General features: G+C 70.2%; 9 protein-coding genes. 8 read left to right on the plus strand and 1 reads right to left on the minus strand.

Annotated features, from left to right (window positions below; genetic code table 11):
- Nucleotides 1–117: 117 nt before the first annotated feature.
- The 5 genes from OG933_RS28640 to OG933_RS28660 all read left to right on the plus strand — a co-directional run bounded on the left by OG933_RS28640 (nt 118) and on the right by OG933_RS28660 (nt 8,410).
- Nucleotides 118–1,656 (plus strand): alkaline phosphatase D family protein, encoded by a 1,539-nt coding sequence (locus tag OG933_RS28640; RefSeq protein ID WP_405629515.1) that lies wholly within the window; start codon nt 118–120, stop codon nt 1,654–1,656.
- Between the two features lie 112 nt (nt 1,657–1,768).
- Nucleotides 1,769–2,992 (plus strand): hypothetical protein, encoded by a 1,224-nt coding sequence (locus OG933_RS28645; RefSeq protein WP_405629516.1) that lies wholly within the window; start codon nt 1,769–1,771, stop codon nt 2,990–2,992.
- A 259-nt stretch (nt 2,993–3,251) separates the two neighbouring features.
- Nucleotides 3,252–4,751 (plus strand): SDR family NAD(P)-dependent oxidoreductase, encoded by a 1,500-nt coding sequence (locus OG933_RS28650; RefSeq protein WP_405629519.1) that lies wholly within the window; start codon nt 3,252–3,254, stop codon nt 4,749–4,751.
- A 156-nt stretch (nt 4,752–4,907) separates the two neighbouring features.
- On the plus strand, nt 4,908–7,007 hold the full coding sequence (locus OG933_RS28655; RefSeq protein ID WP_405629521.1) for a hypothetical protein: 2,100 nt from the start codon (nt 4,908–4,910) through the stop codon (nt 7,005–7,007).
- Between the two features lie 176 nt (nt 7,008–7,183).
- Nucleotides 7,184–8,410 (plus strand): glycosyltransferase family 2 protein, encoded by a 1,227-nt coding sequence (locus OG933_RS28660; protein WP_267019942.1) that lies wholly within the window; start codon nt 7,184–7,186, stop codon nt 8,408–8,410.
- A 54-nt stretch (nt 8,411–8,464) separates the two neighbouring features.
- On the opposite strand, the gene OG933_RS28665 is transcribed toward OG933_RS28660, so the two are convergent.
- Entirely contained in the window at nt 8,465–9,865 is a 1,401-nt protein-coding gene (locus OG933_RS28665; RefSeq protein WP_362524765.1) for a polysaccharide pyruvyl transferase family protein, read from the minus strand.
- Between the two features lie 237 nt (nt 9,866–10,102).
- Here OG933_RS28665 and proB point away from each other — a divergent pair, with 237 nt between their 5' ends.
- From proB to OG933_RS28680, 3 genes are all read left to right on the plus strand, one after another.
- A complete protein-coding gene (gene proB, locus OG933_RS28670; RefSeq protein ID WP_020127792.1) occupies nt 10,103–11,209 on the plus strand; it encodes a glutamate 5-kinase in 1,107 nt (368 codons plus the stop codon).
- Between the two features lie 138 nt (nt 11,210–11,347).
- Nucleotides 11,348–11,905: a hypothetical protein gene (locus OG933_RS28675; protein ID WP_362524763.1), complete on the plus strand. Its 558-nt coding sequence runs from the start codon at nt 11,348–11,350 to the stop codon at nt 11,903–11,905.
- Between the two features lie 95 nt (nt 11,906–12,000).
- The gene (locus OG933_RS28680; RefSeq protein ID WP_142264289.1) at nt 12,001–13,287 is read left to right on the plus strand and encodes a glutamate-5-semialdehyde dehydrogenase; all 1,287 of its coding nucleotides are present in this window, start codon (nt 12,001–12,003) and stop codon (nt 13,285–13,287) included.
- Nucleotides 13,288–13,308 lie beyond the last annotated feature (21 nt).

The raw sequence follows: 13,308 nt of genomic DNA on the forward strand, positions 1-13,308 counted from the left end.
CAGGCTGACCCGCCTCGCATGACAGCCTCGCTGTGTCCAAGGGGCCGAGGGTCCCCGGGGCCCGGTCTCCCGAAGACCTGGTGCCCAAGAGACGGGCGAGGCAAGGGAGTTCAACGGATGGCCGCCGACCGTCGCCGTTTCCTGACCGCGGGCGCCGCCGTGGTCGGTGCCGCCGCCTCCGCCCAGCTGTGGCTGCCCGCCACCGCCCGCGCGGCCGAAGCACCGCTGCCCGCCGGGCTGTTCAGCCTGGGCGTCGCCTCCGGAGACCCCCTGCCCGACGGCATCGTCCTGTGGACCCGGCTCGCCCCGGACCCGCTGAACGGCGGCGGCATGCCCGACCGGACCGTCCCCGTGCAGTGGGAGATATCACCCGACCCGCGCTTCGCCGCCTCCGTCCGCAAGGGCACCGCCCAGGCCCTGTCCGCGTACGGGCACAGCGTTCACGTCGATGTGCGAGGGCTCCGTCCGGGCAGCGTGTACTGGTACCGCTTCCGGGCCGGCGGCCAGCTCTCGCCCGTGGGCCGCACCCGCACCGCGCCCGGCCTCCTCGGCTCCGGCGGCCCGCTGCGCATCGCGCTCGCCTCCTGCCAGAACTGGCAGCACGGCTACTTCACGCCGTACGCCGACATGCTCGCGCAGGACCCGGACCTCGTCCTCTTCGTCGGCGACTACATCTACGAGTCGGGCCCCTCGGCCACGGCCGTACGGCGGCACGAGGGGAGCGGCGAGCCGTACTCGCTCACGCAGTACCGCAACCGGTACGCCCAGTACCGCTCCGACCCCGACCTGAAGCGCATGCACGCGCACGCGCCCTGGGTGGTCACCTTCGACGACCACGAGGTCGACAACGACTACGCCGGGGAGATCCCGCAGGATCCCGGCCGGCAGACCCACGACGCCTTCGTGGCCCGGCTGACCGCGGCCTACCAGGCGTACTACGAGCACATGCCGGTCCGGGCCACCGCGATCCCGGACGGGCCGCACATCCGCATGCACCGCCGCTTCCAGTTCGGCCGGCTGGCCCGGCTCAACGTGCTGGACACCCGGCAGTACCGCACCGACCAGGCAACCGGCCAGGCGGGCGCCCAGGACCCCGCGCGCACCATGCTCGGCGCCGAGCAGAAGCAGTGGCTGCTCGACTCGCTGCACGGCTCGGGCGCCCGCTGGAACCTCGTCGCCTCGCAGATCATGCTGGCGGAGACCGATCTGCTGGCCGGCCCCGGCAAGCAGTGGTACTACGACGCCTGGGACGGCTACCAGGTCGAACGAGGCGCCCTCCTGCAGGAGTTCGCCTCGGTCCGCAACCCGGTCGTCCTCAGCGGCGACCGGCACCTGACCATGATCAGCGACCTGAAGAAGGACTTCGCCGACCCGGGCTCCGCCGTCGTCGGCGCCGAGTTCGTCGGCACCTCCGTCTCCAGCAACGGCGACCAGGACCAGGCCGCCTTCCACGCCCAGTGGGACCCGCTGAAGGCCGACAACCCGCACTGGAAGCTGATCGACGCCCACCGCGGCTACCACCTCTTCGACATCCGGGCCGACGCCGTCGACGCGACCGTGCGCGTCGTCGACACGGTTCTCAAGCCGAAGGCGACCGCCCGTACGCTCGCGAGGCTGCGGGTCGCGGACGGTAAGAGCGGAGTGCGGCGGGTGTGAAACCCCCGAGGGGGAAATCGCCGACCGGCGCCCGGGACCACGCCCGGGACTCATCTGTGCCCCAGGCTCCTCTCAGCGTCCCCTAAGGAATCCCTCTTACCGTCTTCTGACCATGGAGACGGACTGTACGAACCCCGCGGACTGTACGAACCCCTCGGACCGTGCGAGCGACGGCGCCCCGGCCCCCGGGCCACTCACCCCGCTGCCCGCGGGCACCCGCCTGCTGCACATAGGGCCGCACAAGACCGGGACCACCTCGATCCAGGGCGCCCTCTTCGCGGCGAAGGAGAAGCTGCCGGCGTACGGCGTCGCGTACCCGGCGCAGAGCAGACACCCCATGCAGGCCGTGCTGGCTGCCTGCTCGCGGACCGGGATGATCGGCGACACCACGCCCACCGAGCGGCACTGGGCGCGGCTCGTGGACCAGGTGCACGCCACCGGCCGCCACACCTGCGTGATCAGCAGCGAGTTCTTCGCCGACGCCCCGGACGACGCGACCGCCGAGCGGATCGTCGAACAGCTCGGCGGAGAGTCCGTGCAGGTGCTGGTCACCCTGCGCCCGCTGGTGCGGATCATGCCCTCGCAGTGGCAGCAGTACGTGCAGAACGGCCTGCGCATGGGCTACGAGGACTGGCTGGAGCACATGCTCCGCAAGGCCCCCTACGAGAAGCCCAACCCTAGCTTCTGGCGCCGGCACCGGCACGACCGGCTGGTCGAGCGGTGGGTGCGGGTGGTCGGGGCCGACCGGGTCACCGTCGTCGTGGTGGACGACCGGGACCGGGGCGGGCTCATGCGCGTCTTCGAGGGACTGCTCGGACTGCCCGCCAATCTCCTTCAGCCCGTTCCGGACACGGCGAATCGCTCACTCACCCTCGCCGAGACCGAAATGCTGCGCAACCTCAACAAGGAATTCCGCGGTAATGGCCTCCCCGACGAGCTCTATTCACTGCTGGTTCGTAACGGCGCGGTCATGCATATGAAGAACACGTGCAGTCCCACCTCACAGGACGTGAGGATCTCCACACCCGACTGGGCCATCCGGGCGGCCGCCGGGATCGGCGCCGAGATGGCCGACCGGATCGGGTCGACGGGGGTGCGGGTGATCGGTGACCCGGCCCTGCTGTCCGCTCCGTCCGCTGTGCCCGAGCCCGCCGGGCAAGGGCCGGGGGAGGCCCGGATCGCTCCCGAGGTGGCCGCTCAGGCCCTGTACGGGGCACTCGCCGCGGTGGCCGCGGCGCCCGGCGGGGGCTCGGCGCGCGCGGTCCACCAGACCTCGTCGAAGGAGCTCGTACGGGTTCTCGGGCACCGTTGCCTCAAGCGGTTGCGGCGGCACTGACGCCGTCCGGCGCCGCTCGTGTCCGTGGTTGCCCGTGGCGCTCCGTCACTCTCGGCAATGACATACTCCTTGTGGAGTAACTCACAGGATTTCCAGGGACCATCCATGGGAAGCCGCGTCGGTGTGCAATCAATCACCGGCGACGCAAGGTGAATGGCGGGTTGCGTGCACATTTGCAGCGAACGGCGCTCACCTTGCATCGCGGTTACCGCAAGTGGGACCATTTCCCCGTTCCCTGTCGCCCCAAGGTAGGTCCTCTGTGTCCCAGCACATAGCCAAGCCCCGTACCACCGCAGTGATCCTGGCCGGTGGCACCGGTCAGCGGGTGGGTCTGTCGATCCCCAAGCAGCTGCTGAAGATCGCCGGCAAGGCAGTCATCGAGCACACCCTGACCACCTTCGAGAAGGCCGACTCGGTCGACGAGATCATCGTGCTGATGGCACCGGGCTATGTGCCGGACATCGAGAAGATCGTGTCCAAGGCCGGTTTCAAGAAGGTCCGGAAGATCATCGAGGGCGGCTCCACGCGGAGCGAGACCACCGAGCGCGCCATCGCGGCCCTGGGCGAGGGGCTGGCCGACGGCGAGGACCTCAACGTCCTCTTCCACGACGCCGTGCGCCCCCTGCTCTCGCAGCGGGTCATCGACGACTGCGTCACGGCGCTGGAGCGCTACCAGGCGGTCGACGTCGCCATCCCGTCCGCGGACACCATCATCGTCACGCGCACCCACGGCGAGGACGGCGAGTTCATCACCGAGATCCCGGACCGCTCCCGGCTGCGCCGCGGTCAGACCCCGCAGGCGTTCAAGCTGTCCACCATCCGCCGGGCCTACGAGGTGGCGGCGGGCGACCCCAACTTCCAGGCGACCGACGACTGCACCGTCGTGCTGCGCTACCTGCCCGACGTGCCGATCCACGTCGTGGCGGGTGACGAGTACAACATGAAGGTGACGCAGCCCGTCGACGTCTTCATCGCCGACAAGCTCTTCCAGCTGGCCTCCTCGGCCGCCCCCGAGCAGATGGGCGAGGAGGTCTACCGCGAGCTCCTCACCGGCAAGACCGTGGTCGTCTTCGGCGGTTCGTACGGCATCGGCAAGGACATCGCCGAGCTCGCCGAGTCCTACGGCGCCACGGTCTACGCGCTGGGCCGCTCCACCACCGGCACGCACGTGGAGAACCCGGAGGAGGTCGACGACGCCCTGTCCAAGGCGTACAGCGAGACCGGGCGCATCGACTACGTCGTCAACACGGCGGGCGTCCTGCGCATCGGCAAGCTGGCCGAGACGGACAACGCGACCATCGAGGAAGCGCTGAAAGTCAACTACCTGGCACCGGTGCAGATCGCACGTTCGGCGTACAAGTACCTGGCGGAAACGAAGGGCCAGCTGCTGCTGTACACCTCCAGCAGTTACACCCGGGGACGTGCCGAGTACAGCCTGTACTCCTCGACCAAGGCGGCCATGGTGAACCTCACCCAGGCGCTCTCCGACGAGTGGGCCGGTGACGGCATCCGGGTGAATTGCGTCAACCCGGAACGCACGGCCACACCCATGCGTACCAAGGCTTTCGGGCAGGAGCCCTCGGGCAGTCTGCTCTCCTCCGAGGCCGTCGCCCGCACCTCGCTCGACGTGCTGCTCTCCGAGCTCACCGGGCATGTGATCGACGTCCGCCAGCAGGACCCGACGGCGGCCGCCGGCCGGGCGTCGGGCTTCGAGGCGGCCCTGGCCGGAGTGCTCGACCGACAGGATGGCATGGCATAATCCAGCGTAAATAGCCATCGATTTTTCAGGCCTCTGTGACTCCCTGTTTACGGAGAATTCACAGAGGCCTGAGCCGTAAAACTCCCGAAACCTTCACAAAGGATTTTCCGGACTTTTAGTACCTCTGACCGGCCCCCTCCCAGAGCAGGTTTCTCCGTGATATCCACCGCTATTCGCGTAGCCCGGGTGGGCAGCGCGGCCGAACTGGCCGCGGCGGTCCTCATGATGCTGGGCTACCCCGGCCTCATGGCGGCCGCGCTCGTTCCGAGCGCCCCCGCCTTCGCCGCCGCGGCCGCCGTGACGTACCTGGCGGACCTTTACCTCCACCGCAAAGGCAGTCGCCTCATCGCCCTCCTGGGCAAGGTGCGGGCCGGTCTGTCCACCCGGTTCCTGGTCCGCGAGCTGCTGCTGATCCTGCTGCTGGCGAGACTCGACCTCTCCCAGGAGCCGGTCTTCTACGCGGCGATCGCGTGCTTCACGGTGTTCTTCGGTCTCCAGGCCCCGCACGGCGCGCTGATCACCCTGATCGGCAAGCGCCGTCAGATGCCGGTCGTGACCAGGAACGTCGACCTGGCCTCCAGGCTGCGCATTCCGGACGCGCCGCCGCGCCGGCTGCTGAGCCGAGCCACCGTGAAGATGCTCCACCTCGACCTCGCGGCCGTCGTGGGTCTCCTCGTCAGCGCGGTCACCGACTCCGAGGCCGCGGGCTTCGCCGGCATCGGCGTCACCCTGGGCCTGGGCGCGCTGTACGTGCTGGTGCTGGTGCCGCATCTGCGGGCGAAGCGGCTGCCGCCGAAGGCCGACAAGGTGCTCGGCACGGTCAGCGCCTGGCTGCGCGAGTACCGGCCGCAGACGGTGCTGTACTTCTCCGGCTCCGACGACTCCGCCTACCAGGTCAACATGTGGCTGGAGACCATGGAGCAGATGGAGTCCCGGCCCCTGGTCATCCTGCGTGAGCGCACCGTCCTGGAGAAGATGGCGCCCACCTCGGTCCCTGTCGTCTGCGTGCCCGGGGGGGTGCACCTGATGAACATGGACCTGTCCATGGTGCGGGTCGCGTTGTACTGCGCGAACGTCGGCAAGAACATCCACCTGCTGCGGGTGCCGACCATGAAGCACGTCTTCATCGGCCACGGCGACAGCGACAAGCTCGCCAGCGTCAACCCGTTCAGCAAGGTCTACGACGAGGTGTGGACCGCCGGCCGCGCGGGCCGCGACCGCTACGCCATCGCCGACGTCGGCATCCGCGACGAGGACATCGTGGAGGTCGGCCGTCCGCAGCTGGCGCCGATCAGGACCTCGCAGGGCACGCCCGCGGGTCGCATCGCGACGGTCCTGTACGCGCCCACCTGGGAGGGCTGGGACGACAACCCGGGCAACACCTCGCTCCTGCTGGCCGGCGAGAACATCGTGAAGAAGCTGGTCGCCGCCGATCCCCCGGTCCGCGTCCTGTACAAGCCGCACCCCTTCACCGGCACCCGCAGCGCCAAGGCGGGCGCCGCGCACCGGCGGATCACCGCCCTGATCAAGAAGGCCGCCGCCCAGCGCGCGGGCGACCCCCGTTTCATCGCGGACCCGGCGTCCGAGGCCAAGGCGAAGGCGGAACTGACCCGCCTCAAGGCCCGGCTGGACGGTCTCTCCCTCGCGTTCGACGAGCGCGCCGACGAGGCCGTCACGAGCCGTGACGGCATCGTCGACGTCCGCAAGCACCAGGAGGCCGCCCGGCTGCGCGCCGAGTGGAACGAGGCCTACTGGCGCTCCTTCCCCTCCTTCGAGCACCGGGTGATCACCGGCGCCGGACCCCGCCTGTACGACTGCTTCAACGCCTCCGAGGCGATGGTCTCGGACATCTCCAGCGTGGTCTCCGACTTCATCGCGAGCGGCAAGCCGTATGCGGTCGCGGACTCCGCGGAGCTGGGCGCCGAGGAGTTCAGGCGGCAGAACACCGCCGTGCGCGCGGCGGTGATCCTCACCAACAGCGCCGCCGAGCTGGACCAGCTGCTCGACGCGGTCGGCAACCCGGCCGCCGATCCGCTGGCCAAGGACCGCAAGGAACTCAAGGAGTACCTGCTCGGACCCGACGAGCCCACCTCGCTCGAACAGTTCGACACCGCGATCACCGACCTCGCGCTGAAGGCCGAGGCACGCAACGTCGGCCAGGAGTCGCACGCCTCCGCGGCGGACAGCGCGGTCGGTGCCGCGCCGGACGACGCGACGGAACTGCCCAAGGATGCCAAGGGTGTTACGGCCGGCTGACGCCTGTATTTCCTGAGGCCGGGCCCCCGGAGAGTTCTCTCCGGGGGCCCGGCCTCAGTTGCGTTCTGTGATGTGGGACACGTACCGAAACCCAGGCAACCCACCCCGTTCATCCATCGTCTACCGGGTATCCAAAGTGTTCATGCGGGGGAACCGGTGCGTGATGAGAGGGAAAAGTGACCACTGCGCAGCCTGACGTCACGGTGGTCATCGGGGCGTACGAAGCGATGCCGTACCTGGTCGAGTGCCTGGCATCGGTCGAGGCACAGACCCTGGACGCGGCGCGCCTGGAGGTCATCGCGGTGGACGACGGCTCCCGGGACGGCACGGGGGAGTACCTGGAGGAGTTCGCCGCCCGCGTGCCCATGGCCGTCACCGTGATCCGCCAGGAGAACTCCGGCGGCCCCAGCGGCCCGCGCAACGTCGGCCTCTCCAAGGCCACCGGGCGCTACGTCTTCTTCCTCGACGCCGACGACCGGCTCGGCGCCGAGGCCCTGGAGCGCATGGTGGCCATGGCCGACCGCAACGGCACGGACGTGGTCCTCGGCCGGGTCGAGGGCATCAACCGCAAGCCGCCGAAGTCGATGTGGGGCGAGACCCTCGACCGTACGGACGTCTACTCCTCCAACATCAAGTTCACGCTCAGCGCGCAGAAGCTGTTCCGCCGGGAGTTCCTGGAGCGCCACGGCATGCGCTTCGACGAGTCGCTGTGGACGGGCGAGGACGCCCTGTTCACGATGGAGGCCTATCTGCGGGCCGACGGCGTCTCCGTGGTCGCCGACTACACCTGCTACTACCTGGTGGGCCGCACCGACGGCAAGCATGTGACGAAGAGCGGGAGCTACACCCTGCGCTTCGACTCCGCGCGCGCCCTGATGGGCCTGCTGGAGCGGCTCGTCCCGCCCGGCGCCAAGCGGGACGTGCTCATGGTCCGCCCCTTCCTCGTCACCGTGCTGCCGCAGTTCGGGCCCGTCTTCCTCAGGAACGACGAGGAGATCCGGCGCACCAAGATGGAGCTGGCCAAGCCGCTGATGGACGCCTACTGGAACGAGGGCGTCGCCCAGCGGCTCCGGGTCCACGAGCGGCTCCGCCTGGAGCTGGTGGCCCGGCAGCGCTCCGAACTCCTCGTGGACGTACTCGAGTTCATCAAGGCCAAGAGCGAGCCGGTCCCGGTCCTGAAGAAGCGCAACACCCAGCTCTACCTGGCCTACCCGCACTACGGCTCCCGTACGGCCGGTCTGCCCGACCGGATCTACCTGGCCGAGCCGCGCGAGGCGAAGGACTTCCCCGGCTGGCGCAAGGACCCGACCGAGACCTTCCTCCGCGGCTTCGTCCGCAAGGTCCGCCGCAGGCTTCGCCGGCTCCGGCGCCCGATGCGACCGGGCGGCACGGCGGCCGCGTGAGCCCGCGTGGGATTCCGCCCGCCCGTGGTGTCGCCCGGTCCTGCTCGGTGGGGCCTACTTGCTCGGCTTCAGCGCCCGGCGCAGCGGGCCGCCCACGGCGCGCTTCGCGCGACGGTAGATCGACGGGGCGGGGATGACCGCGGCGGCCTTGGCCGCGGCCTTCGCGCCGGGCCGGTTCTTCGCCAGGTCCCGCTTCAACTGGGCGTTGTGGGTGTCCAGTTCGGTGATGCGCTGCTGGAGCCAGCCGAACCGGCCGGCCAGCGAGGCGAGGTCCGCGTCGTTCCAGGGGCGCACGCCCGGCGGGAAGGACAGCGAGCGCAGCTTCTTCTCGAAGGCCACGCCGCCGTCGCCGTGGGTGAAGGTGTTCGGCAGCCCGTTCTTGTCCAGGAACGCGGTGAAGCGGTCGAAGCGCTCCTTGTGGTTGCCGGTGAGCCCGCTGAAGTCGGCCTCCTCGTACAGGTCGGCCGGGTCGAGGTCCGCGGGCACCTCGCTGAGCAGCCGGTGCGGTATCTCGAAGTAGCGGCACAGCTCCAGCGTGCGCGAGTCGAAGGCCAGCACCGTCGCGGGCGTGCCCGCCAGCAGCGCCGCGATGTTGCCGTGGATGCGCGAGCCGAACGAGTAGTCGAAGTCCCGCAGGTCGTCGATCCAGGTGATCGGGTCGATGTAGACCCGGGCCTTGTCCTCCCGGTACATCGGGTGGTCGGGGTGGGTCGGCATCTCGGTGATCCGGCCGGCCGGGGAGTCCACGTCCCGCCAGTGCAGCTGCTTGGCGTCGGTGAGGTTCTGGCCTATGTAGCGCAGGTTCGGGTAGCGCTCGTGGGTACGGGTGATGACCTTGTGCAGACCGCCGCCGCGCACCGCGGTGTGCGAACCGTTGACACCGATCCGCGACTCCGCGGTCAGTGTCGGCGTCTTCTTCTCGACGGGCAGTCGGTCGCCGTGCATGAACATCGACGGGCAGCCGATGACCTCGACGTCCCGGAAGCCCATGTCGTTCAGGTACTGCTCGGTGAACTCGCCCCGTACGCCTATGGAGGCGCTGTGCTCCAGCACCGCCGCGCAGAAGGCGCGCACGCTGGCCTCCATGGGCTTCAGCCGCGCCGGGTCGTAGGTCACACCGGTCTGCGCGCCGACACCCATCACCACGACCGGGATCTTCAGCTTCCCGATGAGCCTGGTCAGCCGCTGCAGCGGCTGCTCGAAGGTCGGCCGGAAGGCGTTGGCGAGGGGCACGACGAAGGCGTCGTACTCCTCGTTGATCCGGGCCGCCGCGCTCACGTCCGTGCGCATGCCGTTCGAGAAGACCTCGGAGTCCGGCGTCGTGAGGATCTTGTGGGCGGCATCACTGAAGATCAGGTTGCCGGAGTTGGTGGCGATGACGTCGCGGTGGAGGGCTTCCTCGACGGGGACGACGTCGAAGGGGCTCTTCCCCGATCTCAGGAGTATGCGCTTCACAGGGCGAACTGTAGGTGACACAAACTTCAAAATAAATTTGTGTTCTCTTCAAATCAGATGGGGAACCAGTACAACCTTTTTGCCGTACGCAAAGCGTGAGCGAACGGTTACACCGGCGCACCGTCCGCGAGGTGAAACTCCTGCGCGGCCTCCGCCCCTGTTCGCGTAGATTGCCAGGCGGGCAGCCGTCGACCTACACAAGGGGCGAAGAACAAGGTGGCAGGGGCAAGGCAGGCCGTGAGCGAGGCCCGCAGGATCGTCGTCAAGGTCGGCTCCTCGTCGCTGACCACCGCCTCCGGCGGGCTCGACGCCGACCGGGTCGACGCGCTCGTCGACGTCCTCGCCAAGAGCCGCAGCGGGGGCGAGAAGGAGATCGTGCTCGTCTCCTCGGGCGCGATCGCCGCCGGCCTCGCCCCGCTGGGCCTGCGCCGCCGCCCCCGGGACCTCGCCCGCCAGCAGGCCGCCGCGAGCGTCGGCCAGGGGCTGCTCGTCGCCCGCTACACCGCCTCCTTCGCCCGCTACGGCGTCCGTGTCGGACAGGTGCTGCTGACCAGCGACGACATGAGCCGGCGGGCCCACCACCGCAACGCCTCCCGCACCCTCGACGAGCTGCTCGCGATGGGTGCGTTCCCGATCGTCAACGAGAACGACACCGTCGCCACCGACGAGATCCGCTTCGGCGACAACGACCGGCTCGCCGCCCTCGTCGCCCACCTCGTCCACGCCGACCTGCTGATCCTGCTGTCCGACGTCGACGGCGTGTACGACGGCGACCCCGGCAGGCCCGGCACCTCGCGGATCGCCGAGGTGCGGCGCCCCGAGGACCTGGCGCACGTCGAGATCGGCAGCGCGGGCAAGGCGGGCGTCGGCACCGGCGGCATGGTCACCAAGGTCGAGGCCGCCCGGATCGCGGCCGCGGCCGGCATCCCGGTGGTCCTCACCAGCGCCGTCCACGCGGCCGACGCCTTCACCGGCGGGGACACCGGCACCTACTTCCACTCCACCGGCAAGCGTTCCGCCGACCGGCTGCTGTGGCTCCAGCACGCCTCCACCCCGCAGGGCTCGCTGACGCTGGACGACGGGGCGGTGCGCGCGGTCGTCGAGCGGCGCACCTCGCTGCTGCCGGCCGGGATCGCCGCCGTCGAGGGCGAGTTCAGCGCGGGTGATCCCGTCGAACTGCGCGACACCCGGGGGCGCGCGGTGGCCCGCGGGCTCGTCAACTTCGACGCCAAGGAGATCCCCCAGCTGATCGGGCGGTCGACCAGGGAACTGGCGCGGGAGCTGGGCGCGGAGTACGAGCGCGAGGTCGTCCACCGGGACGACCTGGTGATCCTGCACCCGTAAACCCGATCGAACGGTCCGTACCGGTGGGGGACGTTCCGTGAAACCGCCCCGCGGAGCCGTGCGGCCTGCTCAACTTTGTTCCAGGGACAAGAGAACGCGGGACACATTCCGCACGAGCGCTGCGTAAAGGAGGCCGTCGTGAGACGAGTGCGCCCTGGGGTGGCAGCGACCCGTGGGAGTACCGGCGAAACCGGTTCGGCGGCGCCGCGTGCGGCCGCTCCGGCGTCGTCACGCGCCGCGAGTCCGGCACCCTCGCGCGCGCCGGGTGAGGAGCGCGCCCTGACCAGCGTGGCGGCGGGCGACCGGTACCTGGCCCAGGAGGGCGCCGAGTCGAAGGGCGGACAGCCCGTGGACGTCCCGCGGCTGTGGCATGTCACCCTCAGCGTCTCCGGTGAGGAGGCCCCGCTGAAGGAGGTCCGGCGGGCCCTCGAGCAGCTCGCCCACGACCATCCCTTCCTCCTGACCAGCAGGTACGCGGGCGATCACGCCGAGATCCGGTACTGGGAGGAGGCCCGCGACCTGCACGACGCGGCCGCCGTCGCCCTGCGGCTGTGGGGGGAGCACCGCCAGACCGCCGGGCTGCCGCCCTGGGAGATCGTCGGCCTGGAGGTCATCGACCGCCAGACCTACCACCAGCGCATCGCGGAGGGCTACGGACCGGCCCCGGCGACCCCGGTCGGCGTCCACCCGTACTGAGCCGCTCGCCGACGCGCCCCGGGGTGTTCCGGCGGCACATCTCGGGGTGTGGAACGAACGGTGGACCGGCCCGCGCGGCGCACTACCCTTCCCTTATGACCACGCTCTCGCCGTACGACTCCATGTCCCCGGTCACCCGCGCCGCCTACCGCGCCAAGGCGGCCGCCGCCGACCTCGCGCCGCTGCCCAGGGCCGCCAAGGACGACGCGCTGCTCGCCATCGCGGACGCGCTGGAGGTCCGTACGAGCGAAATCGTCGAGGCCAACGCGAAGGACATCGCCAAGGCCCGTGAGGCGGGCACCAGCGAGGCGATCGTGGACCGGCTGACCCTCACCCCGGAGCGGGTGCGGGCCATCGCCGCGGACGTCCGGGACGTCGTCGCGCTGCCCGACCCGGTCGGTGAGGTCGTCCGCGGTTCCACCCTCCCCAACGGCATCGACCTGCGCCAGGTCCGCGTCCCGCTCGGCGTCGTCGGCATCATCTACGAGGCCCGCCCGAACGTCACCGTGGACGCCGCCGCCCTCTGCCTGAAGGCCGGCAACGCGGTCCTGCTGCGCGGCTCGTCCTCCGCCTACGAGTCGAACACCGCCCTCGTCCGGGTGATCCGCGACGCCGTCGGCGGGGCCGGTCTGCCCGCCGACGCCGTACAGCTGGTGCCCGGCGAGGGCCGCGACAGCGTGCGCGAGCTGATGCGGGCCCGCGGCCTGGTCGACGTCCTCATCCCGCGCGGCGGCGCCTCGCTCATCCGGACCGTGGTCACGGAGTCCACCGTCCCGGTCATCGAGACCGGCACCGGCAACTGCCACGTCTATGTCGACGCCCACGCCGACCTCGACATGGCGATCGACATCCTGATCAACTCCAAGGCGCACCGGGTCAGCGTCTGCAACGCCGCCGAGACCCTCCTGGTCCACCAGGACATCGCCCCCCGGTTCCTGCCGCGCGCCCTCGACGCCCTCGCGGAGGCGGGCGTGACCGTGCACGCCGACGAGCGCGTGCTGGCCTATGCCAAGGACTCCAAGGCGACCGTGGTCGAGGCCACGCCCGAGGACTGGGAGACGGAGTACCTCTCCTACGACATCGCCGCCGCCGTCGTCGACTCGCTGGACCGGGCCGTCGAGCACATCCGGCTGTGGACCTCCGGCCACACCGAGGCCATCGTCACCACCTCGCAGCAGGCCGCCCGCCGCTTCACCCAGTTGGTGGACTCCACCACCGTGGCCGTGAACGCCTCCACCCGCTTCACCGACGGCGGCCAGTTCGGCTTCGGTGCGGAGATCGGCATCTCCACCCAGAAGCTGCACGCCCGGGGCCCGATGGGCCTCCCGGAGCTGACCAGCACCAAGTACATCGTCACGGGCGACGGGCACGTACGGCGCTGAACCGCCCTTCGGGGCTGTCGT

It is taken from the genome of Streptomyces sp. NBC_00016 (assembly GCF_045040885.1).
Taxonomy (GTDB): domain Bacteria; phylum Actinomycetota; class Actinomycetes; order Streptomycetales; family Streptomycetaceae; genus Streptomyces; species Streptomyces coriariae.

Excerpts from the sequence above, each read along its gene's own strand:
- OG933_RS28680 (WP_142264289.1), top strand. The coding sequence starts at position 12,001 with ATGACCACGCTCTCGCCGTACGACTCCATGTCCCCGGTCACCCGCGCC.
- OG933_RS28645 (WP_405629516.1), top strand. The coding sequence starts at position 1,769 with ATGGAGACGGACTGTACGAACCCCGCGGACTGTACGAACCCCTCGGAC.
- OG933_RS28640 (WP_405629515.1), top strand. The coding sequence starts at position 118 with ATGGCCGCCGACCGTCGCCGTTTCCTGACCGCGGGCGCCGCCGTGGTC.